General features: G+C 33.7%; 24 protein-coding genes and 1 riboswitch. Of the genes, 20 read left to right on the top strand and 4 right to left on the bottom strand.

From position 1 onward, the window contains the following. Window positions 1–13 precede the first annotated feature (13 nt). The 8 genes from atpA to fabZ all read left to right on the top strand — a co-directional run bounded on the left by atpA (window position 14) and on the right by fabZ (window position 6,922). Window positions 14–1,522: a F0F1 ATP synthase subunit alpha gene (atpA, locus tag IDG66_RS00530; protein ID WP_000974881.1), complete on the top strand. Its 1,509-nt coding sequence runs from the start codon at window positions 14–16 to the stop codon at window positions 1,520–1,522. Window positions 1,523–1,552: 30 nt separating this feature from the next. Continuing rightward, window positions 1,553–2,419: an ATP synthase F1 subunit gamma gene (gene atpG / locus IDG66_RS00525; protein ID WP_000157603.1), complete on the top strand. Its 867-nt coding sequence runs from the start codon at window positions 1,553–1,555 to the stop codon at window positions 2,417–2,419. Window positions 2,420–2,440: 21 nt separating this feature from the next. Further along, window positions 2,441–3,853: a F0F1 ATP synthase subunit beta gene (atpD, locus tag IDG66_RS00520; RefSeq protein ID WP_000511135.1), complete on the top strand. Its 1,413-nt coding sequence runs from the start codon at window positions 2,441–2,443 to the stop codon at window positions 3,851–3,853. Window positions 3,854–3,872: 19 nt separating this feature from the next. Beyond that, window positions 3,873–4,277, top strand: a complete 405-nt coding sequence (locus tag IDG66_RS00515; RefSeq protein WP_001094394.1) for a F0F1 ATP synthase subunit epsilon — start codon at window positions 3,873–3,875, stop codon at window positions 4,275–4,277. A gap of 337 nt (window positions 4,278–4,614) precedes the next feature. After that, the gene (locus IDG66_RS00510; protein WP_031864518.1) at window positions 4,615–4,707 is read left to right on the top strand and encodes a hypothetical protein; all 93 of its coding nucleotides are present in this window, start codon (window positions 4,615–4,617) and stop codon (window positions 4,705–4,707) included. Between the two features lie 131 nt (window positions 4,708–4,838). Beyond that, window positions 4,839–5,072, top strand: coding sequence for a DUF1146 family protein (locus IDG66_RS00505; RefSeq protein WP_000384523.1), 234 nt, complete (start codon window positions 4,839–4,841; stop codon window positions 5,070–5,072). A 110-nt stretch (window positions 5,073–5,182) separates the two neighbouring features. Further along, window positions 5,183–6,448, top strand: a complete 1,266-nt coding sequence (gene murA, locus IDG66_RS00500; protein WP_000358006.1) for a UDP-N-acetylglucosamine 1-carboxyvinyltransferase — start codon at window positions 5,183–5,185, stop codon at window positions 6,446–6,448. Between the two features lie 33 nt (window positions 6,449–6,481). Continuing rightward, window positions 6,482–6,922, top strand: coding sequence for a 3-hydroxyacyl-ACP dehydratase FabZ (gene fabZ / locus IDG66_RS00495; protein ID WP_000447678.1), 441 nt, complete (start codon window positions 6,482–6,484; stop codon window positions 6,920–6,922). Between the two features lie 57 nt (window positions 6,923–6,979). Here fabZ and IDG66_RS00490 read toward each other — a convergent pair whose 3' ends face one another. Next, window positions 6,980–7,420, bottom strand: coding sequence for a YwpF-like family protein (locus IDG66_RS00490; protein ID WP_000846746.1), 441 nt, complete (start codon window positions 7,418–7,420; stop codon window positions 6,980–6,982). A 193-nt stretch (window positions 7,421–7,613) separates the two neighbouring features. On the opposite strand from IDG66_RS00490, the gene IDG66_RS00485 reads away from it, so the two are divergent. The 7 genes from IDG66_RS00485 (at window position 7,614) to yidC (ending at window position 13,505) form a co-directional block, all read left to right on the top strand. Then, complete coding sequence (locus IDG66_RS00485; protein WP_000932692.1) at window positions 7,614–8,009, top strand: single-stranded DNA-binding protein; 396 nt, start codon at window positions 7,614–7,616, stop codon at window positions 8,007–8,009. 388 nt (window positions 8,010–8,397) lie between these two features. Beyond that, window positions 8,398–9,093, top strand: coding sequence for a lytic transglycosylase SceD (gene sceD / locus IDG66_RS00480; protein WP_000752008.1), 696 nt, complete (start codon window positions 8,398–8,400; stop codon window positions 9,091–9,093). Between the two features lie 341 nt (window positions 9,094–9,434). After that, window positions 9,435–9,537: riboswitch (TPP riboswitch) on the top strand. Between the two features lie 79 nt (window positions 9,538–9,616). Next, window positions 9,617–10,306, top strand: a complete 690-nt coding sequence (gene tenA / locus IDG66_RS00475) for a thiaminase II (RefSeq protein WP_000396077.1) — start codon at window positions 9,617–9,619, stop codon at window positions 10,304–10,306. Continuing rightward, window positions 10,299–11,129 (top strand): bifunctional hydroxymethylpyrimidine kinase/phosphomethylpyrimidine kinase, encoded by an 831-nt coding sequence (gene thiD, locus IDG66_RS00470; RefSeq protein WP_000594960.1) that lies wholly within the window; start codon window positions 10,299–10,301, stop codon window positions 11,127–11,129. The genes tenA and thiD overlap by 8 nt, the downstream gene beginning before the upstream one ends. Continuing rightward, a complete protein-coding gene (thiM, locus tag IDG66_RS00465; RefSeq protein ID WP_001108492.1) occupies window positions 11,113–11,913 on the top strand; it encodes a hydroxyethylthiazole kinase in 801 nt (266 codons plus the stop codon). The genes thiD and thiM overlap by 17 nt, the downstream gene beginning before the upstream one ends. After that, window positions 11,906–12,547 carry a thiamine phosphate synthase gene (thiE, locus tag IDG66_RS00460; RefSeq protein WP_000483155.1) on the top strand — a complete coding sequence of 214 codons (642 nt, stop codon included), beginning with the start codon at window positions 11,906–11,908 and terminating at the stop codon, window positions 12,545–12,547. Before thiM ends, thiE begins: the two co-directional genes overlap by 8 nt. A gap of 85 nt (window positions 12,548–12,632) precedes the next feature. After that, the gene (gene yidC, locus IDG66_RS00455; RefSeq protein WP_000725802.1) at window positions 12,633–13,505 is read left to right on the top strand and encodes a membrane protein insertase YidC; all 873 of its coding nucleotides are present in this window, start codon (window positions 12,633–12,635) and stop codon (window positions 13,503–13,505) included. A 613-nt stretch (window positions 13,506–14,118) separates the two neighbouring features. Here yidC and IDG66_RS00450 read toward each other — a convergent pair. Beyond that, on the bottom strand, window positions 14,119–14,766 hold the full coding sequence (locus IDG66_RS00450) for an HD domain-containing protein (protein WP_001187628.1): 648 nt from the start codon (window positions 14,764–14,766) through the stop codon (window positions 14,119–14,121). Between the two features lie 27 nt (window positions 14,767–14,793). Next, window positions 14,794–16,278 carry a cardiolipin synthase gene (cls, locus tag IDG66_RS00445; RefSeq protein ID WP_000571549.1) on the bottom strand — a complete coding sequence of 495 codons (1,485 nt, stop codon included), beginning with the start codon at window positions 16,276–16,278 and terminating at the stop codon, window positions 14,794–14,796. Between the two features lie 165 nt (window positions 16,279–16,443). Between cls and csoR the strand changes: the two genes are divergently transcribed. From csoR to IDG66_RS00430, 3 genes are all read left to right on the top strand, one after another. Then, on the top strand, window positions 16,444–16,737 hold the full coding sequence (csoR, locus tag IDG66_RS00440) for a copper-sensing transcriptional repressor CsoR (protein WP_000138932.1): 294 nt from the start codon (window positions 16,444–16,446) through the stop codon (window positions 16,735–16,737). Window positions 16,738–16,748: 11 nt separating this feature from the next. Further along, a complete protein-coding gene (gene csoZ, locus IDG66_RS00435) occupies window positions 16,749–16,958 on the top strand; it encodes a putative copper chaperone CsoZ (RefSeq protein ID WP_000581793.1) in 210 nt (69 codons plus the stop codon). Window positions 16,959–17,085: 127 nt separating this feature from the next. Further along, window positions 17,086–17,223, top strand: coding sequence for an Lmo0850 family protein (locus IDG66_RS00430; RefSeq protein ID WP_000828354.1), 138 nt, complete (start codon window positions 17,086–17,088; stop codon window positions 17,221–17,223). A gap of 262 nt (window positions 17,224–17,485) precedes the next feature. On the opposite strand, the gene IDG66_RS00425 is transcribed toward IDG66_RS00430, so the two are convergent. Continuing rightward, window positions 17,486–18,688: an FtsW/RodA/SpoVE family cell cycle protein gene (locus tag IDG66_RS00425; RefSeq protein WP_001109939.1), complete on the bottom strand. Its 1,203-nt coding sequence runs from the start codon at window positions 18,686–18,688 to the stop codon at window positions 17,486–17,488. Between the two features lie 317 nt (window positions 18,689–19,005). Between IDG66_RS00425 and IDG66_RS00420 the strand changes: the two genes are divergently transcribed. Together IDG66_RS00420 and IDG66_RS00415 are read left to right on the top strand one after the other, a co-directional pair. Continuing rightward, entirely contained in the window at window positions 19,006–20,076 is a 1,071-nt protein-coding gene (locus IDG66_RS00420) for a D-alanine--D-alanine ligase (RefSeq protein ID WP_000159627.1), read from the top strand. 14 nt (window positions 20,077–20,090) lie between these two features. Next, the gene (locus tag IDG66_RS00415) at window positions 20,091–21,449 is read left to right on the top strand and encodes a UDP-N-acetylmuramoyl-tripeptide--D-alanyl-D-alanine ligase (protein WP_000611483.1); all 1,359 of its coding nucleotides are present in this window, start codon (window positions 20,091–20,093) and stop codon (window positions 21,447–21,449) included. The last annotated feature ends 332 nt before the right edge of the window (window positions 21,450–21,781 follow it).

Raw genomic sequence — 21,781 nt, 5'->3', positions numbered from 1 at the left:
AGGAGTGACATAGATGGCCATAAAAGCTGAAGAAATCAGTGCATTACTTCGCTCACAAATTGAAAATTATGAGTCAGAAATGTCCGTAACTGATGTAGGTACTGTATTACAAATTGGTGATGGTATTGCATTAATTCACGGATTAAATGACGTTATGGCTGGTGAGCTAGTAGAATTCCATAACGGCGTACTTGGTTTAGCCCAAAACCTTGAAGAGTCAAACGTGGGTGTGGTTATTTTAGGACCATACACAGGTATTACTGAAGGTGACGAAGTTAAACGTACTGGTCGTATCATGGAAGTACCAGTAGGTGAAGAACTAATCGGAAGAGTTGTTAATCCATTAGGACAACCTATTGATGGACAAGGACCGATTAACACAACTAAAACACGTCCAGTAGAGAAAAAAGCTACTGGTGTAATGGATCGTAAATCAGTAGATGAGCCATTACAAACAGGTATCAAAGCAATTGATGCTTTAGTACCAATTGGTAGAGGTCAACGTGAGTTAATCATCGGTGACCGTCAAACAGGTAAAACAACAATTGCAATTGACACAATTTTGAACCAAAAAGATCAAGGTACGATTTGTATCTATGTTGCTATTGGTCAAAAAGATTCAACAGTAAGAGCAAATGTTGAAAAGTTAAGACAAGCAGGCGCTTTAGACTACACTATTGTTGTAGCAGCATCAGCTTCTGAACCTTCTCCATTATTATATATTGCACCATATTCAGGTGTAACAATGGGTGAAGAATTCATGTTTAACGGTAAACATGTTTTAATCGTTTATGATGATTTAACTAAACAAGCAGCAGCTTATCGTGAGTTATCATTATTATTACGTAGACCTCCAGGTCGTGAAGCATACCCAGGTGACGTATTCTACTTACATAGTAGATTATTAGAAAGAGCAGCAAAATTAAACGATGACTTAGGTGGCGGTTCAATTACTGCATTACCAATTATCGAAACACAAGCTGGTGATATTTCAGCTTATGTACCAACAAACGTTATTTCAATTACAGATGGACAAATCTTCTTACAATCTGATTTATTCTTCTCAGGTGTAAGACCAGCGATTAATGCTGGACAATCTGTATCTCGTGTTGGTGGATCTGCACAAATTAAAGCAATGAAGAAAGTTGCTGGTACGTTACGTCTTGACTTAGCGTCATACAGAGAACTTGAATCATTTGCACAATTCGGTTCAGACCTTGATGAATTTACTGCAAGTAAATTAGAACGTGGTAAACGTACTGTTGAAGTCTTAAAACAAGATCAAAACAAACCATTACCAGTCGAACACCAAGTGTTGATTATTTATGCATTAACAAAAGGATATTTAGATGATATTCCAGTTGTAGATATCACACGTTTTGAAGATGAGTTAAACCACTGGGCAGAATCAAATGCTACTGAACTGTTAAATGAAATCAGAGAAACTGGTGGCTTACCAGATGCTGAGAAGTTTGACACAGCAATTAACGAATTCAAAAAAAGCTTTAGCAAATCTGAATAATAAACAAGTTTAGTATAAGGTGGTGAGATAGTGGCTTCTCTTAAAGAAATAGATACTCGAATAAAATCAACCAAAAAAATGAAGCAGATTACGAAAGCGATGAACATGGTATCAAGTTCAAAACTTCGTAGAGCTGAAAAAAATACAAAACAATTCACACCATATATGGATAAAATGCAAGATGCAATTACTGCAGTTGCAGGGGCAAGTAGCAATACAAACCATCCAATGCTAAGACCTCGTAAAATTACTAGAAGTGGATATTTAGTTATCACGAGTGATAAAGGTTTAGCAGGTGCATATAGTGCAAACGTGCTTAAAAAATTGATTACTGATATTGAAGCGAAACATCAAGATAGTAGCGAATACAGTATTGTAGTTTTAGGGCAACAAGGTGTTGATTTCCTAAAAAATAGAGGTTATGACATTGAGTATTCTCAAGTAGACGTACCTGATCAACCTTCTTTCAAATCTGTTCAAGCACTAGCTAACCATGCTATAGACTTATACAGTGAAGAAGAAATTGATGAATTAAATATATACTATAGTCATTATGTCAGCGTTCTTGAAAACAAGCCTACATCTAGACAAGTATTACCATTATCTCAAGAGGATTCTAGTAAGGGGCATGGTCATTTGTCTTCTTATGAATTTGAGCCAGATAAAGAATCTATCTTAAGTGTAATCTTGCCTCAATATGTTGAGAGTTTGATTTACGGAACAATATTAGACGCAAAAGCAAGTGAGCATGCAACACGTATGACTGCGATGAAAAATGCCACTGATAATGCAACTGAACTTATTGATGACTTATCATTAGAATATAACAGAGCGAGACAAGCAGAAATTACGCAACAAATTACTGAAATTGTTGGTGGTTCCGCAGCGCTTGAATAATATTTAAAGGAGGAAAATAGCATGGGAATTGGCCGTGTAACTCAAGTTATGGGTCCTGTAATTGATGTTCGATTTGAACATAACGAAGTTCCTAAAATTAATAACGCCTTGGTTATTGATGTGCCTAAAGAAGAAGGTACAATACAACTAACATTAGAAGTTGCGCTGCAATTAGGTGACGACGTTGTTCGTACAATTGCGATGGATTCAACTGATGGTGTCCAAAGAGGCATGGATGTAAAAGATACAGGCAAAGAAATTAGTGTACCTGTTGGTGACGAAACATTAGGTCGTGTATTTAATGTACTAGGTGAAACAATTGACCTTAAAGAAGAAATTAGTGATTCTGTTCGCCGCGATCCTATCCATCGTCAAGCACCAGCATTCGATGAACTTTCAACAGAAGTTCAAATTTTAGAAACAGGTATTAAAGTAGTAGATTTACTAGCACCTTATATTAAAGGTGGTAAAATCGGATTGTTCGGTGGTGCCGGTGTAGGTAAAACAGTATTAATCCAAGAATTAATTAACAACATCGCTCAAGAGCACGGTGGTATTTCTGTATTCGCCGGTGTAGGTGAACGTACTCGTGAAGGTAACGATTTATACTTCGAAATGAGTGACAGTGGTGTAATTAAGAAAACAGCCATGGTATTCGGGCAAATGAATGAGCCACCTGGTGCACGTATGCGTGTTGCATTATCTGGTTTAACAATGGCTGAATATTTCCGTGACGAACAAGGTCAAGACGTATTATTATTCATCGATAACATTTTCAGATTTACACAAGCTGGTTCTGAGGTATCTGCATTATTAGGTCGTATGCCTTCTGCAGTAGGTTACCAACCAACACTTGCTACTGAAATGGGACAATTACAAGAACGTATTACGTCTACAACAAAAGGATCAGTTACTTCTATTCAAGCGGTATTCGTACCTGCCGATGACTATACTGACCCAGCGCCTGCGACAGCGTTTGCCCATTTAGATGCAACTACAAACTTAGAACGTAAATTAACTGAAATGGGTATTTATCCAGCCGTGGATCCATTAGCGTCTACATCAAGAGCATTGGAACCATCAATTGTAGGTCAAGAACATTATGAAGTAGCTCGTGATGTACAATCAACACTTCAAAAATACCGTGAATTACAAGATATCATTGCTATCTTAGGTATGGACGAATTATCTGATGAAGATAAACAAACAGTTGAACGCGCACGTAGAATTCAATTCTTCTTATCTCAAAACTTCCACGTAGCGGAACAATTTACTGGTCAAAAAGGTTCTTATGTACCTGTTAAGACAACAGTTGCAAACTTTAAAGATATCTTAGATGGTAAATATGACCATATTCCAGAAGATGCTTTCCGTTTAGTTGGTAGCATGGATGATGTTATTGCAAAAGCTAAAGATATGGGTGTTGAAGTATAACAATTAGGAGGAATGGATAATGAATACATTAAACCTAGATATTGTCACTCCTAATGGTTCTGTTTACAATCGTGATAATGTTGAACTCGTTGTTATGCAAACAACAGCTGGTGAGATAGGTGTCATGAGTGGACATATTCCAACTGTAGCTGCTTTAAAAACAGGCTTTGTAAAAGTGAAATTTCACGATGGAACTGAATATATTGCTGTAAGCGATGGCTTTGTTGAAGTTAGAAAAGATAAAGTTTCAATCATTGTTCAGACTGCAGAAACTGCAAGAGAAATTGATGTTGAAAGAGCTAAATTAGCCAAAGCAAGAGCAGAGTCTCACTTGGAAAATGATGACGACAATACTGATATTCATAGAGCCGAAAGAGCTTTAGAGAGAGCAAATAACCGTTTGCGTGTGGCTGAATTAAAATAGTAAATAAAGGGTCGAAGATGTGATTTCATATCTTCGACCCTTTTTTGAATTATATTGATTTAAAGATACAAAACATGAGAGGGGGGAAGGAATTGATAAAGAACTATTAAAGATTTATGATGTAGTGGTTCTTTATCATTAAACACAGCTAATGTGTATTTAAAAATAGGAATACATGAGTAAAACTCATGTATAAGAAATACTAATTTCTAAAGAAAAAGTATTTCTTTATGTTGGGGCCCCGTCAACTACTGCCAAATACAACACTATAGAGTCTAGACATTGATTTATGTCCGACTCCCAAGAATAGTTTTACTTTTTTACAATCACTAATAGATTGCTAAAATCAAAATTTCATTCACCACTATCTACAGTCGACATTTCATTTTTTGAAAGTAGCTACATTTTTTCATACCAAGATACTTTATAGTTATGATATTTATGTAAAAAGAATTATATAGTAAGTTAGCTTAAACTTTACTAAAAACGGGTATTAAACTTTGTATCATTATTTAAATTTTTCATGTACAATGTAATACAGTAATCTTATGAGGTGATAAAATGGATTATATCGGACAATATGCAGTTATCCATTTAGTGTTACATGTTGTATGTATTTGTATTGCCTATTGGGCTTTACAATCAATTAGATTAGATCAATTTTTTAAAAAAGGATACGCCACTCAATTACAAGTGTGTATGATATTTGTTGCTATTTTATTAGGCACTGCAGTAAGCAATTTTATTGTAGATTTGTTACAATACTCGACGCAGGTAAAATATTTAATAAAATAAGTCTAACTCTATGATTTGTAATCAAAACTAGATATAATTAAATAATGACTTAAAATAATTTTAAAATAGGGAAATGTAAAGTAATAGGAGTTCTAAGTGGAGGATTTACGATGGATAAAATAGTAATCAAAGGTGGAAATAAATTAACGGGTGAAGTTAAAGTAGAAGGTGCTAAAAATGCAGTATTACCAATATTGACAGCATCTTTATTAGCTTCTGATAAACCGAGCAAATTAGTTAATGTTCCAGCTTTAAGTGATGTAGAAACAATAAATAATGTATTAACAACTTTAAATGCTGACGTTACATACAAAAAGGACGAAAATGCTGTTGTCGTTGATGCAACAAAGACTCTAAATGAAGAGGCACCATATGAATATGTTAGTAAAATGCGTGCAAGTATTTTAGTTATGGGACCTCTTTTAGCAAGACTAGGACATGCTATTGTTGCATTGCCTGGTGGTTGTGCAATTGGAAGTAGACCGATTGAGCAACACATTAAAGGTTTTGAAGCTTTAGGCGCAGAAATTCATCTTGAAAATGGTAATATTTATGCTAATGCTAAAGATGGATTAAAAGGTACATCAATTCATTTAGATTTTCCAAGTGTAGGAGCAACACAAAATATTATTATGGCAGCATCATTAGCTAAGGGTAAGACTTTAATTGAAAATGCAGCTAAAGAACCTGAAATTGTCGATTTAGCAAACTACATTAATGAAATGGGTGGTAGAATTACTGGTGCTGGTACAGACACAATTACAATCAATGGTGTAGAATCATTACATGGTGTAGAACATGCTATCATTCCAGATAGAATTGAAGCAGGCACATTACTAATCGCTGGTGCTATAACGCGTGGTGATATTTTTGTACGTGGTGCAATCAAAGAACATATGGCGAGTTTAGTCTATAAACTAGAAGAAATGGGCGTTGAATTGGACTATCAAGAAGATGGTATTCGTGTACGTGCTGAAGGGGAATTACAACCTGTAGACATCAAAACTCTACCACATCCTGGATTCCCGACTGATATGCAATCACAAATGATGGCATTGTTATTAACGGCAAATGGTCATAAAGTCGTAACCGAAACAGTTTTTGAAAACCGTTTTATGCATGTTGCAGAGTTCAAACGTATGAATGCTAATATCAATGTAGAAGGTCGTAGTGCTAAACTTGAAGGTAAAAGTCAATTGCAAGGTGCACAAGTTAAAGCGACTGATTTAAGAGCAGCAGCCGCCTTAATTTTAGCTGGATTAGTTGCTGATGGTAAAACAAGCGTTACTGAATTAACGCACCTAGATAGAGGCTATGTTGACTTACACGGTAAATTGAAGCAATTAGGTGCAGACATTGAACGTATTAACGATTAATTCAGTAAATTAATATAATGGAGGATTTCAACCATGGAAACAATTTTTGATTATAACCAAATTAAACAAATTATACCTCACAGACAGCCATTTTTATTAATTGATAAAGTAGTTGAATATGAAGAAGGTCAACGTTGTGTGGCTATTAAACAAGTATCAGGAAACGAACCATTCTTTCAAGGGCATTTTCCTGAGTATGCGGTAATGCCAGGCGTATTAATTACTGAAGCGTTAGCTCAAACAGGTGCGGTAGCTATTTTAAATAGTGAAGAAAATAAAGGTAAAATCGCTTTATTTGCTGGTATTGATAAATGTCGTTTTAAACGTCAAGTAGTACCTGGTGATACTTTAACGTTGGAAGTAGAAATCACTAAAATTAAAGGACCAATCGGTAAAGGTAATGCTAAAGCTACTGTCGATGGTCAACTTGCTTGTAGTTGTGAACTTACATTTGCAATTCAAGATGTAAAATAAAACAAAAAAACATTCAAAGATTTAATGTGTTGGCAAAATCTTTGAATGTTTTTTATTTTACTCTTCTAATTTTTCATCCTTTAACTTTGGTTTAGACTGCATCATTCGATTAAATGATTTTTTTAATTCTTCACCAGATAATCCATCATCAATAAGTTGTTCTAATAAACTTTCAGCATACTGTTGACGTAAAGTGTAAATATGACATTCAAATACGATAGACATTGTTGTTTTAAAATTTTTAATACTTTTCACAGTAGATTCAAATAAAGCTGGATCATTGGCTGGACGCGTGATGACGACACGAATATCCAATAACTGTTCATTGTCTTGATATTCCTTAAATGTTTCATAATGCTCATTAGAAATGACAATTTCAAGCAACCAACCCGTGCCACTTTCCTCTTTATTAATTATTACGCCATCTTCTAATTCATATTCTATAATTCTGCCGTGTTCATTCACAATTTGAAACCTTACTGCTTTAAAAGTTTTCATATTCCCACATCCCATTAGTTTAATATTTATGATTTTTGAATTATTTAGAAGATTTAAGGTCATTTCATGACTAATTTCTTTAAATATAACAAATAACGAGATGCTATAGCTATTAATTATATAAAATTTGCCATTTTGACCATTTTTAAGCTAGTAATTAAGATATAGGCATAGGAGGTGAATCACACACTACATGCTAAATAAAATCGTAATTGTCGAGAGACTGACGAAAGACGCACAAATATTTGAAAAGGAGGATAGAAAAATTGCAACGTTTTGTGTTGCAACGCACCGAAATTATAAAGATGAAAATGGAGAAATCGTCTGTGATTACTTATTCTGTAAAGCATTTGGCAAGTTAGCTTCTAATATAGAAAAATATACTAATCAAGGTACATTGGTTGGTATAACTGGTCAAATGAGATCAAGAAAGTATGATAAAGACGGACAAACACACTTTGTCACTGAATTATATGTTGAAACAATAAAATTTATGTCCCCTAAATCCCAAAATAATGAAATTCTCTCAGATAGTATTTTAGATATTGACTCTCAAAATATAGATAATCATGACTTATTAGAAATTTAAATCCAATTATCCTAAACATCCTTAATATACATTTAATCCATCCTAAATTTTTTATAGATCTAATTAACTTGAAATATACTCACTTAAAAACGACTTACATGACTAGTACTGTTGTGTAGGTCGTCTTTTTGTGTAGTTTTTCTAATAGAAAATAGACATAGATTGCAAAACGATTACATAAAAAATTGCAAATAAAAAACATTTTTACTGTCATGACAATTCTCGATAGAATCATATCTGAAATTATGGGGGATTTCGTTGTAATCACTGTGTAAAAAACAAGGCTATTTTTTTATTTTGTTGTAACCTGCACGGATTTTATAGATGTTACAGTAGTCTCTGTAAAACTTTTAGAGAAACAAATTACTTGTAGGAGGATTTTAAGATTATGAAGAAAACATTACTCGCATCATCATTAGCAGTAGGTTTAGGAATCGTAGCAGGAAATGCAGGTCACGAAGCCCATGCAAGTGAAGCGGACTTAAATAAAGCATCTTTAGCGCAAATGGCGCAATCAAATGATCAAACATTAAATCAAAAACCAATTGAAGCTGGGGCTTATAATTATACATTTGACTATGAAGGGTTTACTTATCACTTTGAATCAGATGGTACACACTTTGCTTGGAATTACCATGCAACAGGTACTAATGGAGCAGACATGAGTGCACAAGCACCTGCAACTAATAATGTTGCACCATCAGCTGTTCAAGCTAATCAAGTACAATCACAAGAAGTTGAAGCACCACAAAATGCTCAAACTCAACAACCACAAGCATCAACATCAAACAATTCACAAGTTACTGCAACACCAACTGAATCAAAATCATCAGAAGGTTCATCAGTAAATGTGAATGCTCATCTAAAACAAATTGCTCAACGTGAATCAGGTGGCAATATTCATGCTGTAAATCCAACATCAGGTGCAGCTGGTAAGTATCAATTCTTACAATCAACTTGGGATTCAGTAGCACCTGCTAAATATAAAGGTGTATCACCAGCAAATGCTCCTGAAAGTGTTCAAGATGCCGCAGCAGTAAAATTATATAACACTGGTGGCGCTGGACATTGGGTTACTGCATAAGCCATTTATGCATAGCTAATTAATAGTTATATAAGTAACTTTTAGATTGGAATATATCGGGGAATTCTCGATATGTTCCGGTTTTTTTATTTCGCAAATATATGTCATTATACAGGCTGGGACATAAATCAATGTTCTATGCTCTACGAAGTTATATTGGCAGTAGTTGACTGAACGAAAATGCGCTTGTAACAAGCTTTTTTCAATTCTAGTCAACCTTGCCGGGGTGGGACGACGAAATAAATTTTGCGAAAATATCATTTCTGTCCCACTCCCAACTGAGCAACAATAATTGAAAATGTTGAAACCGTTTGCTAAGATTAATTTGCAATTGAATACTAAGGAACTACTAGGGGAGCCTAATGATATGGCTGAGATGAATTGTTCAGACCCTTATGACCTGATTTGGTTAGTACCAACGTAGGAAAGTAGTTATTGAAGTGATGGGGCTAGTATAGCAACATTGCCATCAAACTACTTTCATGTTGGAAGTAGTTTTTTTATTTAGGGAGGATTTTTTACAATGGAATTTTCACAAAAATTGTACCAAGCTGCAAAGCCAATCATTAATGATATTTATGAGGATGACTTTATTCAGAAGATGTTATCCGGAGATATAGGAGCTGACGCATTACGCCATTACTTAAAAGCTGATGCTGCGTATTTAAAAGAATTTACAAACTTATATGCTTTGTTAATTCCAAAAATGAATAGCATGAATGACGTAAAATTTTTAGTAGAGCAAATAGAATTTATGGTTGAAGGTGAAGTACTTGCGCATGATATTTTAGCGCAAATTGTTGGTGAATCATACGAAGAAATCATTAAAACAAAAGTTTGGCCTCCAAGTGGCGACCATTACATAAAACATATGTATTTCCAAGCGCATAGTCGTGAAAATGCTATTTATACAATTGCTGCAATGGCACCTTGTCCATATATTTATGCAGAATTAGCTAAGCGCTCTCAAAGTGATCATAAGCTTAATAGAGAAAAAGATACGGCAAAATGGTTTGATTTTTATAGTACTGAAATGGATGACATAATTAACGTATTTGAGGCATTAATGAATAAATTAGCCGAATCAATGTCTGACAAGGAATTGGAACAAGTAAAGCAAGTATTTTTAGAAAGTTGCATACATGAGCGTCGATTTTTCAATATGGCTATGACACTAGAACAATGGGAATTTGGAGGAAAAGTAAATGATTAAACCTAAAATAGCATTAACCATTGCAGGTACTGATCCAACAGGTGGTGCCGGCGTAATGGCTGATTTAAAATCATTTCATTCATGTGGTGTATATGGTATGGGCGTCGTTACAAGTATTGTTGCTCAAAATACATTGGGCGTACAACATATTCATAATTTAAATCATCAATGGGTAGATGAACAACTTGATAGTGTCTTCAATGATACCTTACCTCATGCTATTAAAACGGGGATGATTGCTACAGCAGATACTATGGAAACGATTCGTCATTATTTAATGCAACATGAATCTATTCCATATGTAATTGATCCTGTTATGTTGGCGAAAAGCGGTGATTCATTAATGGATAATGACACAAAGCAAAACTTGCAGCATACGTTATTGCCATTAGCTGACGTAGTAACACCGAATTTACCAGAAGCTGAAGAAATAACGGGACTAACCATTGATAGTGAAGAAAAAATTATGCAGGCTGGCCGCATCTTTATTAATGAGATTGGTAGTAAAGGTGTCATCATTAAAGGCGGTCATTCAAATGATACTGATATAGCAAAAGATTATTTATTTACTAACGAAGGTGTTCAAACATTTGAAAATGAACGATTTAAAACAAAACATACGCATGGAACAGGGTGTACATTTTCAGCAGTTATAACGGCAGAACTTGCAAAAGGTAGACGATTATTTGAGGCTGTACACAAGGCTAAAAAGTTTATTTCAATGAGTATACAATATACGCCTGAAATCGGCCGTGGTAGAGGTCCAGTGAATCATTTTGCATATTTAAAGAAAGAGGGATTAGACGATGAATTATCTAAATAAAATACGTATTGAAAACCCATTAACAATTTGTTATACAAACGATGTAGTTAAAAATTTTACAGCGAATGGTTTATTAAGTATTGGTGCTAGCCCTGCAATGAGTGAAGCTCCCGAAGAAGCTGAAGAATTTTACAAAGTTGCACAAGGGCTATTAATCAATATCGGTACTTTAACAGCAGAAAATGAACAAGATATTATTGCGATTGCTCAAACGGCAAATGAGGCAGGCTTACCTATTGTATTTGACCCTGTAGCTGTTGGTGCTTCTACATATCGAAAGCAATTTTGTAAATTATTATTGAAATCAGCGAAAGTATCAGTAATTAAAGGCAATGCATCTGAAATATTAGCGTTGATTGATGATACAGCAACTATGAAAGGTACAGATAGTGATGCTAATCTTGATGCGGTTACAATAGCGAAAAAGGCTTACGCAACATATAAAACTGCAATAGTAATCACAGGTAAAGAGGACGTTATTGTTCAAGATAATAAAGCCATCGTATTAGCTAATGGATCTCCATTATTAGCACGAGTAACTGGAGCTGGTTGTTTATTAGGAGGCGTTATTGCTGGATTTTTATTTAGAGAAACAGAACCAGACATAGAAGCGTTAATTGAAGCGGTAAGCGTATTTAATATTGCTGCTGAGGTAGCTGCTGAAAATGAAAATTGTGGTGGTCCTGGTACGTTTTCACCATTGTTGCTTGATACGTTATATCATTTAAATGAAACAACCTATCAACAACGGATTCGTATTCAAGAGGTGGAAAAATATGTTTAACCAATCGTATCTAAATGTGTATTTTATTTGTGGGACCTCCGATGTTCCGAGTCATCGAACTATTCATGAAGTATTAGAAGCAGCATTAAAGGCAGGGATTACACTTTTCCAATTTCGAGAAAAGGGTGAATCAGCTTTAAAAGGAAACGATAAACTTGTATTAGCTAAAGAATTACAGCATCTCTGTCATCAATATGATGTGCCTTTTATCGTTAATGATGATGTATCCTTGGCAAAAGAAATTAACGCGGATGGTATACATGTCGGTCAAGATGATGCGAAAGTCAAAGAGATAGCACAATATTTCACTGATAAAATTATTGGACTTAGTATTAGTGATTTAGATGAGTATGCAAAATCTGATTTAACTCATGTTGATTATATAGGTGTTGGACCAATCTATCCTACGCCGTCGAAGCATGACGCGCATATACCAGTAGGTCCAGAAATGATTGCAACGTTTAAAGAAATGAATCCGCAACTACCGATTGTAGCTATTGGCGGTATCAATACTAATAATGTGGCGCCGATTGTAGAAGCAGGTGCCAATGGAATTTCAGTCATTTCAGCCATTTCTAAAAGTGAAAATATTGAAAATACTGTTAATCGATTCAAAGATTTTTTTAATAATTAGTTAAATTTTTCCACTTATTGTTTCATACGTACTCATTAATGTGATAGAATAAATCCTATGTGAATATAATGATAGAGGTGGAAAAATGAAGAAAAAAGCGTTACTACCATTATTTTTAGGTATTATGGTCTTTTTGGCTGGTTGTGACTATTCTAAACCTGAAAAACGTAGTGGGTTTTTCTACAATACATTCGTAGATCCAATGAAAAATGTATTGGATTGGTTGGGAAATAACTTATTAAACGACAATTATGGTTTAGCTATTATTATCCTTGTATTGGTAATTCGTATTATTTTATTACCATTCATGTTGTCAAACTATAAAAATAGTCATATGATGCGTCAAAAAATGAAAGTTGCAAAGCCAGAAGTTGAAAAAATTCAAGAAAAAGTGAAACGTGCGCGTACACAAGAAGAAAAAATGGCTGCAAACCAAGAATTAATGCAAGTATATAAAAAGTATGACATGAACCCGATTAAGAGTATGTTGGGTTGTTTACCAATGCTAATCCAATTGCCAATCATCATGGGATTATACTTTGTACTTAAAGACCAACTTGTAGATGGTTTGTTTAAATATCCACACTTCTTATGGTTCGATTTAGGACGTCCTGATATTTGGATTACAATTATTGCCGGTGTTTTATACTTTATCCAAGCATATGTATCAAGTAAAACGATGCCAGACGAACAACGTCAAATGGGTTACATGATGATGGTCATTTCACCAATTATGATTATCTGGATTTCATTAAGCTCAGCATCAGCACTTGGTTTGTACTGGTCAGTCAGTGCGGCGTTCCTTGTAGTTCAAACACACTTTGCGAACATTTATTATGAAAAAGTCGCTAAAAAAGAAGTACAACCTTTCATTGAAGCGTATGAAAGAGAGCACAACGGCGGCAGCAATAAAAAAGGCAAAAACACACAAGTAGTGTCTAAAAAGAAAAAGAAATAACCTTAGCAAGTCCAAATAATGTGCACCCTAAAAGTTGAATATAATTTTAACTTTATAGGGCGCACATTATTTTTCGCTTCAAAAGCGAAACTTAGTGTCACATTATACAATATGTGATAAATAGAAACAGCAGTAAGATGATTTCAAATGTGAAAGTCATCCTACTGCTGTTTTTATTTGAAATAATATTAACGAGTTTTCAGTATGTAAAAAGTGGTTAATAACAGAGTTGTCATTCTTCATCGCAATGTCATCTTGACACAATGATTCATCAGTGTAGCAGTATATGTCGCAAATTTCCACAGCAATTCACTTATACATGTAACAGTGTGAAATAATAACGTCACAACGGCATAATACACATTGCAACGTCCCAACAACATATCATAGAATCGTAACGGCATGGCATCGACGCCAAACCGGTCTATAACACCATAACACCGCAATGCCACATCATAGCACTACATCAAGTCGCATCGTAGCACCAGCACATCAAAGTAACATGGCATCAACACCAAGCTTCCACAACAACACATCAAAGTAACATGGCATGACACCAAGCTTCCACAACAACACGCCATTACATCGCATCATCATACTACAACTTCAATGTCTAGTCGTGATAATTCCATTCCGTAAAAAACTGTTTCAAGTACATCATCATAAAGTCGTGACGTTCTTTAGCAATCATCTTCGCCGTATCTGTATGCATTAAAGATTCTAACTTAAGTAATTTTTCAAAGAAATGTTTAATTGCAGATGGTGGCAACTGTTCAACTAAATCATCATTAATCTTATCTAGTGACATATGTTCTGTCCACATTGGTTCACCAAAGTGTCCTGCAAATTGAAATGTTCGTGCAACACCTATAGCGCCTATAGCATCAAGACGATCTGCATCCCTGACAATTTGACCTTCTAAAGATAAAGTGACATGATCATTTTTGCCATTGCGATAGCTCATATTATTAATAATAAATAAAATGTGCTCTTGATCTTCGGTTGATAGTGATAAAGAAGATAAAAATGACTTCAATTCAACATATAGTTTGTTAGCATCTACAACTTTTTCGTCAACGGTATCATGAAGCAAACATGCGAGTTCAATGACTAAAGTATCATTAACACCTTCATTTTCAGCGATTGATTTAGCTAAAGCAGTGACACGATATACATGCGCAATATCATGGCCTGTATAATCATTTTGATGAATAGATTCCATATATTTTTTGGCAGCACTAATGACGTCTGATTGTTGCATTAAAGTTACACTCCTCATATTTCTATTTTATAAGATAGGTGACAATAATTGTGAAATACCTTCTTTAAATTTAATCCAAAGACTTCGCTTAGCATAACGTGCTTTTGTTAATTCAGAAGATACTGCTAAATCATCTATAAAAGCTTGTTTTAATTTTTTGGCAATTTGTTGGTCATAAATAAAGGCGTTGACTTCGAAATTCAATGTGAAACTGCGATGGTCCATATTAGCTGTTCCAACACTTGCAATTTCATCATCTATAACAAGTGTTTTTGAGTGTAAAAAGCCATTGTCGTAGTGAAATACTTTAACACCGGCATCTAATAAGGATGCTGCATTTTTTAAAGTAGCCCAAAAAACAAACGGATGGTCAGGTTTATTAGGAATCATGATATTGACATCAACACCACCTAATGCCGCAATTTTAATAGAATCTAAAAAGGCTTGATCAGGTATAAAATAGGGAGATTGAATATAAATCGATTTTTTAGCAGATGAAATCATTTTCAAATAACCGTATTTAATCTGTTCCCATTCTTCGTCAGGACCACTAGAAGCTATTTGAACGCCAATTGTTCCACCAGAATTTACATCTGGGAAATAACGATCATCATAGGAGATGTGGTCACGTGTGGCTTGTGAATTCCAATCTAGAATAAATCGTAATTGCAATGCATTCACTGCGTCCCCGACAATTCGTAAATGCGTATCTCGCCAATAGCCGAATTTTTTTGATTTACCTAAGTACTCATCACCAACATTAAAACCACCAACATATCCAATTTGCCCATCTATTACAACAATTTTTCGATGGTTTCGATTGTTCATACGCAAGTTAATTAAAGGTAATTTTGATGGGAAAAATGCTTCAGCATGTCCACCTTTATTGCGAAACGGGCGTAAGCCTTTTTTACGCAGTCCACGAGAACCCATGTCATCATAAAGAATTTTAACTTCTACACCTTGTTCCGCTTTTTTACCAAGTTCATTTAAAATGGTACGACCTAATTCATCATTTTGAATAATATAGTACTGAAAATGAATATAATCAGTAGCATTACGGATGTCTTGTATTAGGTCATCAAATTTTTCTTGGCCGTCTGTGTATATTTTTAAATCATTGTCTGTTGTTAAAAATGCTGCGTTATTATATAACAACATTTGAATCATTTCTTTAAATTTTACAATTTGATAATTGGAATTTGAAAAGTTTTCATTTTTTAAAGCAGCTAATTGCTCATCAACGATTAACTCTAATCCTTTTTTATCTTCCTTATCAATTTTGAAAATTTGGTCACGTTGAATTTGTCGTCCTAATAGTAAGTATAAAATGAAGCCGAATAAAGGCAAGAAAACTAAGACTAGTAACCAAGCCCAGATAGAATTGGCAGAACGTCTTTCCATGAAAATAATGGTAAAGGCGAATAATAAGTTTAAAATAAATGCACCAATAAATATTGAATTTAAAATAATATTAGAATGTTTGAGTGCAATGGATAATAACTCTATCATTTGAAACCTCCCATCGAAAATCTTAAACGAGTAGTATATCTTATTAATTGTATCATGAAGCAATTTAAATATCATGACAATTTAGTTTGAAAAACACACTTTGTGTTGACGTTGTGTTTTATGGGATATAGTATAGTAAAGAATGTAAATGAAGGAGTGAATGCTATGACTGAACAAGATAATGCACATCATTCTGAACAAATAAAAACGAATCTTAAATCACGTTTAAATCGAATTGAAGGACAAGTGAGAGCGATTAATCGCATGATTGAAGAAGATGTCTATTGTGATGATGTCCTTACGCAAATAAGAGCGACACGTTCGGCGTTAAACAGTGTTGCGATAAAGTTATTAGAACAACATATGAAAAGTTGTATTATGAATAAAGTTAATCAAGGTGCTCAGGAAGAGGCGATGGAAGAGTTATTAGTGACTTTTCAAAAATTGATTAAAGACTAAAGGAGTTTAAGATGATACATCAAAATACGATTTACACAGCGGGAATTGAAACAGAAGAACAAGTAAGTCAATTGACAGAACGCATTTCAAATATGATAGGTGTTCATCAAGTGAATATTAATATAATAGATGGTCAAGTAACTGTATCGTATGAGACACCAGCAAATTTGAATAGTATTGAAAAAGAAATCTATGATGAAGGATACAAAATTGTAATTTAGGGTATAATGTAGAGTGCGCTATAGATTTTAATTTTGAAAATAAATTAAAAATTTTGTAAATGATGTAGTAAAGGTATGTCGAATAGGGTAAGATAATATTGAAAGCGATCCAAACGAGGTGATAATAATGAAACGTCCTGAAAAGATTCAAAATGTAGTCAAACTATTGTCATCATTAGGTGTGAATATTAAAAAAACTAAATCTCGTTTAGACATTATTAATACTTTGCCAGCATCTAATAAAGTAAGTCACGAATTAAAATAATTGACTGTGATTGTGAATCACACACCGTTAAAGCTATCGTTGGACTATTCGATGATAGCTTTTTTGACTGGATTTACTAAAATGAAAGCAAGTAGTATATAACTAAATCCCTCTTTAGAGTATACATTTTACATGTGTACCTCAAAGAGGGATTGTTATTATCGAGTAATATCTATATATGACATTTTAAATCGACGATATAAATAGACTATATAATGTCATCTTGAAAAGTTATGATATTTGAAACTCAAAATAGTTTAAATTAATTACTTTTTGGATGGTATAAATCGACATATCGTTTTGGTTCATGATAATAAATTGATAAGACTATACCTATTCCAGTCATCATACTCCATAGCGCACTACCACCATAACTAATAAATGGTAATGGAATACCAGTGATTGGTAACAACTGAATTGTCATACCAATATTTTGTAAAATATGGAACACAAGTAAAGTAACGAAACCAACGATAAAGATTTTGTTAAATTGATCTTCAATTTTCGCAGCTAATCTTATTAGATGGAAGATTAAAAATAAAAATATTAAGATCAATATGACAGAACCGATAAAACCTAGTTCCTCTCCAATCACTGAAAAGATAAAGTCAGTATGATTTTCAGGTATATAAACTTCACCGTGATTGTATCCTTTACCTAGTAACTGTCCAGAACCGATAGCTTTAAGTGATTCAGTTAAATGATAGCCATCGCCACTACTATATGTATAGGGGTCAAGCCATGAATTGATTCGTCCCATTTGATACAGTTGGACACCTAATAAATTTTCAATTAATGCGGGTGCATATAGAATACCTAAAATGACTGTCATTGCACCAACAATACCTGTAATAAAGATAGGTGCTAAGATACGCCATGTTATACCACTTACTAACATCACACCTGCAATAATTGCAGCTAATACTAATGTAGTTCCTAGGTCATTTTGCAGTAATATTAAAATACTTGGTACTAACGAGACACCAATAATTTTGAAAAATAATAACAAATCACTTTGGAATGATTTATTGAATGTGAATTGATTATGTCTAGAAACGACACGCGCTAATGCTAAAATTAAAATAATTTTCATGAATTCAGATGGCTGAATACTGATAGGGCCAAACGTGTACCAACTTTTGGCACCATTGATAATAGGTGTAATAGGTGACTCAGGAATAACGAGCAAGCCTATTAATAATAGACAGATTAAGAAATACAATAAATATGTATAATGTTTAATCTTTTTAGGTGAAATAAACATGATGATACCTGCAAAAATTGCACCTAAAATGTAATAAAAAATTTGTCTGATACCGAAATTAGCACTGTATTGACCACCGCCCATTGCCGAGTTAATAAGCAGAACACTGAAAATTGCTAAAACAGCTATAGTGGCTACTAATACCCAGTCTACTTTGCGAAGCCAATGCTTATCCGGCTGTTGACGAGATGAATAATTCATTGCAAACTCCTTTTATACTCACTAATGTTTATATCAATTTTACATGACTTTTTAAAAATTAGCTAGAATATCACAGTGATATCAGCTATAGATTTCAATTTGAATTAGGAATAAAATAGAGGGGAATATTGTTCTGATTATAAATGAATCAACATAGATACAGACACATAACGCCTCGTTTTTAAAATGCAAAATAGCATTAAAATGTGATACTATTAAGATTCAAAGATGCGAATAAATCAATTAACAATAGGACTAAATCAATATTAATTTATATTAAGGTAGCAAACCCTGATATATCATTGGAGGAAAACGAAATGACAAAAGAAAATATTTGTATCGTTTTTGGAGGGAAAAGTGCAGAACACGAAGTATCGATTCTGACAGCACAAAATGTATTAAATGCAATAGATAAAGACAAATATCATGTTGATATCATTTATATTACCAATGATGGTGATTGGAGAAAGCAAAATAATATTACAGCTGAAATTATATCTACTGATGAGCTTCATTTAGAAAATGGAGAGGCGCTTGAGATTTCACAGCTATTGAAAGAAAGTAGTTCAGGACAACCATACGATGCAGTATTCCCATTATTACATGGTCCTAATGGTGAAGATGGAACGATTCAAGGACTTTTTGAAGTTTTGGATGTACCATATGTAGGAAATGGTGTATTGTCAGCTGCAAGTTCTATGGACAAACTTGTAATGAAACAATTATTTGAACATCGAGGGTTACCACAGTTACCTTATATTAGTTTCTTACGTTCTGAATATGAAAAATATGAACATAACATTTTAAAATTAGTAAATGATAAATTAAATTACCCAGTCTTTGTTAAACCTGCTAACTTAGGGTCAAGTGTAGGTATCAGTAAATGTAATAATGAAGCGGAACTTAAAGAAGGTATTAAAGAAGCATTCCAATTTGACCGTAAGCTTGTTATAGAACAAGGCGTTAACGCACGTGAAATTGAAGTAGCAGTTTTAGGAAATGACTATCCTGAAGCGACATGGCCAGGTGAAGTCGTAAAAGATGTCGCGTTTTACGATTACAAATCAAAATATAAAGATGGTAAGGTTCAATTACAAATTCCAGCTGACTTAGACGAAGATGTTCAATTAACGCTTAGAAATATGGCATTAGAGGCATTCAAAGCGACAGATTGTTCTGGTTTAGTCCGTGCAGATTTCTTTGTAACAGAAGACAACCAAATATATATTAATGAAACAAATGCAATGCCTGGATTTACGGCTTTCAGTATGTATCCAAAGTTATGGGAAAATATGGGCTTATCTTATCCAGAACTGATTACAAAACTTATCGAGCTTGCTAAAGAACGTCACCAGGATAAACAGAAAAATAAATACAAAATTGACTAACTGAGGTTGTTATTATGATTAATGTTACATTAAAGCAAATTCAATCATGGATTCCTTGTGAAATTGAAGATCAATTTTTAAATCAAGTGATAAATGGAGTCACAATTGATTCACGAGCAATTTCTAAAAATATGTTATTTATACCATTTAAAGGTGAAAATGTTGACGGTCATCGCTTTGTCTCTAAAGCATTACAAGATGGTGCTGGAGCTGCTTTTTATCAAAGAGGGACACCTATAGATGAAAATGTAAGCGGGCCTATTATATGGGTTGAAGACACATTAACGGCATTACAACAATTGGCACAAGCTTACTTGAGACATGTAAACCCTAAAGTAATTGCCGTCACAGGGTCTAATGGTAAAACAACGACTAAAGATATGATTGAAAGTGTATTGCATACCGAATTTAAAGTTAAGAAAACGCAAGGTAATTACAATAATGAAATTGGTTTACCTTTAACTATTTTGGAATTAGATAATGATACTGAAATATCAATATTGGAGATGGGGATGTCAGGTTTCCATGAAATTGAATTTCTGTCAAACCTCGCTCAACCAGATATTGCAGTTATAACTAATATTGGTGAGTCACATATGCAAGATTTAGGTTCGCGCGAGGGGATTGCTAAAGCTAAATCTGAAATTACAATAGGTTTAAAAGATAATGGTACGTTTATATATGATGGCGATGAGCCATTATTGAAACCGCATGTTAAAGAAGTTGAAAATGCAAAATGTATTAGTATCGGTGTTGCTACTGATAATGCATTAGTTTGTTCTGTTGATGATAGAGATACTACAGGTATTTCATTTACGATTAATAATAAAGAACATTATGATCTACCAATATTAGGAAAGCATAATATGAAAAATGCGACGATTGCCATTGCGGTTGGTCATGAATTAGGTTTGACATATAACACAATCTATCAAAATTTAAAAAATGTCAGCTTAACTGGTATGCGTATGGAGCAACATACATTAGAAAATGATATTACTGTGATAAATGATGCCTATAATGCAAGTCCTACAAGTATGAGAGCAGCTATTGATACACTGAGTACTTTGACAGGGCGTCGCATTCTAATTTTAGGAGATGTTTTAGAATTAGGTGAAAATAGCAAAGAAATGCATATCGGTGTAGGTAATTATTTAGAAGAAAAGCATATAGATGTGTTGTATACGTTTGGTAATGAAGCGAAGTATATTTATGATTCGGGCCAGCAACATGTCGAAAAAGCACAACACTTCAATTCTAAAGACGATATGATAGAAGTTTTAACAAGCGATTTAAAAGCGCATGACCGTGTATTAGTTAAAGGATCACGTGGTATGAAATTAGAAGAAGTGGTAAATGCTTTAATTTCATAGAGATTAGTCGAGGGACCTTTTACTTATAAAAATGATTTGAATTAATACTAAAAGATTACAAAGAAGAGGTGGTTTTGTGTGTAAATACAAAATTGCCTTTTTCTTTTTATGTTAAATCTATAAATTTGAAACTAAATCAAGGTTAATTCTATGTACACACTTTATATAGGAAGTAGTTTGAATGTTTATATAATGTTTTACAAAAAGATGTAGTATTATAATGTCTAATTTCACATGTGTTTCAGTAAAATTTGTTGTGGAATGTTAACGATATACGTATTTTATAAAAAATTTTTTATAATGATTATTCGAATGATGCGTAACGCTTACAT

Source organism: Staphylococcus sp. EG-SA-18, assembly GCF_017151825.1.
In the GTDB taxonomy this organism is placed as follows: domain Bacteria; phylum Bacillota; class Bacilli; order Staphylococcales; family Staphylococcaceae; genus Staphylococcus; species Staphylococcus aureus.
Note: the sequence above shows the minus strand (reverse complement) of the source record. Positions and strands in the feature narration are given on the sequence as shown.

What these genes read in the sequence shown, in the direction of transcription:
- atpA (WP_000974881.1), top strand. Translation starts at nt 14, where the DNA reads ATGGCCATAAAAGCTGAAGAAATCAGTGCATTACTTCGCTCACAAATT.
- atpD (WP_000511135.1), top strand. Translation starts at nt 2,441, where the DNA reads ATGGGAATTGGCCGTGTAACTCAAGTTATGGGTCCTGTAATTGATGTT.
- IDG66_RS00515 (WP_001094394.1), top strand. Translation starts at nt 3,873, where the DNA reads ATGAATACATTAAACCTAGATATTGTCACTCCTAATGGTTCTGTTTAC.
- IDG66_RS00505 (WP_000384523.1), top strand. Translation starts at nt 4,839, where the DNA reads ATGGATTATATCGGACAATATGCAGTTATCCATTTAGTGTTACATGTT.
- murA (WP_000358006.1), top strand. Translation starts at nt 5,183, where the DNA reads ATGGATAAAATAGTAATCAAAGGTGGAAATAAATTAACGGGTGAAGTT.
- fabZ (WP_000447678.1), top strand. Translation starts at nt 6,482, where the DNA reads ATGGAAACAATTTTTGATTATAACCAAATTAAACAAATTATACCTCAC.
- IDG66_RS00490 (WP_000846746.1), bottom strand. Translation starts at nt 7,420, where the DNA reads ATGAAAACTTTTAAAGCAGTAAGGTTTCAAATTGTGAATGAACACGGC.
- IDG66_RS00485 (WP_000932692.1), top strand. Translation starts at nt 7,614, where the DNA reads ATGCTAAATAAAATCGTAATTGTCGAGAGACTGACGAAAGACGCACAA.
- sceD (WP_000752008.1), top strand. Translation starts at nt 8,398, where the DNA reads ATGAAGAAAACATTACTCGCATCATCATTAGCAGTAGGTTTAGGAATC.
- tenA (WP_000396077.1), top strand. Translation starts at nt 9,617, where the DNA reads ATGGAATTTTCACAAAAATTGTACCAAGCTGCAAAGCCAATCATTAAT.
- thiD (WP_000594960.1), top strand. Translation starts at nt 10,299, where the DNA reads ATGATTAAACCTAAAATAGCATTAACCATTGCAGGTACTGATCCAACA.
- thiM (WP_001108492.1), top strand. Translation starts at nt 11,113, where the DNA reads ATGAATTATCTAAATAAAATACGTATTGAAAACCCATTAACAATTTGT.
- thiE (WP_000483155.1), top strand. Translation starts at nt 11,906, where the DNA reads ATGTTTAACCAATCGTATCTAAATGTGTATTTTATTTGTGGGACCTCC.
- yidC (WP_000725802.1), top strand. Translation starts at nt 12,633, where the DNA reads ATGAAGAAAAAAGCGTTACTACCATTATTTTTAGGTATTATGGTCTTT.
- IDG66_RS00450 (WP_001187628.1), bottom strand. Translation starts at nt 14,766, where the DNA reads ATGCAACAATCAGACGTCATTAGTGCTGCCAAAAAATATATGGAATCT.
- cls (WP_000571549.1), bottom strand. Translation starts at nt 16,278, where the DNA reads ATGATAGAGTTATTATCCATTGCACTCAAACATTCTAATATTATTTTA.
- csoR (WP_000138932.1), top strand. Translation starts at nt 16,444, where the DNA reads ATGACTGAACAAGATAATGCACATCATTCTGAACAAATAAAAACGAAT.
- csoZ (WP_000581793.1), top strand. Translation starts at nt 16,749, where the DNA reads ATGATACATCAAAATACGATTTACACAGCGGGAATTGAAACAGAAGAA.
- IDG66_RS00430 (WP_000828354.1), top strand. Translation starts at nt 17,086, where the DNA reads ATGAAACGTCCTGAAAAGATTCAAAATGTAGTCAAACTATTGTCATCA.
- IDG66_RS00425 (WP_001109939.1), bottom strand. Translation starts at nt 18,688, where the DNA reads ATGAATTATTCATCTCGTCAACAGCCGGATAAGCATTGGCTTCGCAAA.
- IDG66_RS00420 (WP_000159627.1), top strand. Translation starts at nt 19,006, where the DNA reads ATGACAAAAGAAAATATTTGTATCGTTTTTGGAGGGAAAAGTGCAGAA.
- IDG66_RS00415 (WP_000611483.1), top strand. Translation starts at nt 20,091, where the DNA reads ATGATTAATGTTACATTAAAGCAAATTCAATCATGGATTCCTTGTGAA.